The organism is Borrelia persica No12, from assembly GCF_000500045.1.
Classification (GTDB): Bacteria; Spirochaetota; Spirochaetia; order Borreliales; family Borreliaceae; genus Borrelia; species Borrelia persica.
In genome coordinates this window covers 1-1,381 of the sequence record NZ_AYOT01000067.1, presented here as the reverse complement: position 1 = coordinate 1,381, position 1,381 = coordinate 1, and the positions used below count along the sequence as shown (strand labels likewise).

Genomic DNA, 1,381 nt, shown 5'->3' with positions numbered 1-1,381 from the left:
ACGTCAACAACACGAGCACTAACATCAGAGTTTTTTATAATCTCCACACCAAGCTCATTTTTCACAAAAAAGTCACGAATCAACAAATCTAACGAATGAGTCTTAAGTCCTACTTTGTTTTCTACAAAATTGTTCTCAGAAAGCCTAGCAATTACAACATCACCAAGATTTAATGCAACACCCGTATTGTTACTAAATTCACCACCAGTGATCTTAATGCTAGAAAATCGAGTAAAGTTCAATCCATTTATATTTTTTTTGACAACTCCTCCCCTCATTATTGCATTCACTCCCTCCGCAACAGACGCATTCTTATTGGACTCAATTTCAATTCCAATTAAAGTCAGATTGTCAACACCATCAATTTTAAAACCATGATTTGTGTGTCTGAAAACAACATTTTCTAGCAATATTTTGGGAACACTCGTAATTCGCAAAGCCAAGGCCTGATTGTACAAAAATGTGATATTTTTAAGATACACAAAACTGGCACTATCTAAATATACCGAAAACCTCTCTTCTTCTCGCAATCTATAACTTGAACACAATCTCAAAGCAGTATCACCACAAAAAGTTTTATCTTCCAAAAATGAATCCAAAGGTTCATCACTAAGAGAACCACCTCTAATCAACAGTTCACTAATAGGCTTATGCCACAAGTTAGCCGTGACATCTTCAATGACCGTGTTGCAGTAAATAAATTCTTTGCAAATCCACCTGTTCGAATTACAACATTATCATCTCCTTTAATTTCAAAACCAGAAATATCCACTGAACCATACATATAAAAATCACCCGACAGTAATCTTATTTTGCTTGTTCCAGCACTTTTTGCTAAATCTAAAGCACTCTGAATTGTAACTTCATCCTGAAATCCTTTTGCAACAAAATGTGGTAGTGTCGAATCATCGTCCATAACATAATTAAAAGGAGCAACTACAACCTCACGAATAGCACCTAAATGATCCTTCGAACCTATATGTTGAGAAGTTGTCAGATAATCATAATGCGTATAATCTCCCCATGTAAGACCCTCATACTCATAAAACCTAATATTCATATCAAATTTGGTAACTTTTTTAGAGAGAATCAAGAAAAAATGCTCAATGCCTGTGTCTTCAAACCTGATTCGTACAAAATCAGTAAGCTCTAACTCCTGAATTGATCTGAAATTCACTATTGTATGACCTTTAACTCTCAAATTAGTTAAAAAATCAAAAAGTACGCCAGCTGATTTAGAATCAAAAATAAATCTAGTCGTATATTCAAAACGTTTACTGTAAAAATCATCTGCATTATTTGTTTGCAATATATTACGAGCTGTAGTATAAAAAACATCACCATATATATCAAAATAGTAAATATAACGAGAACCCTGACT

1 protein-coding gene and 1 pseudogene are annotated in these 1,381 nt (G+C 33.7%); both read right to left on the bottom strand.

The genetic code is table 11. The features are described 5' to 3' along the window. On the bottom strand, positions 1-632 hold a 632-nt coding region (locus U881_RS11420; RefSeq protein ID WP_200861708.1), incomplete at its 3' end, for a right-handed parallel beta-helix repeat-containing protein. Beyond that, positions 629-1,381 (bottom strand): annotated as a pseudogene (locus U881_RS12545) (right-handed parallel beta-helix repeat-containing protein); the annotation flags it as partial. The gene U881_RS11420 and the pseudogene U881_RS12545, both read right to left, overlap by 4 nt.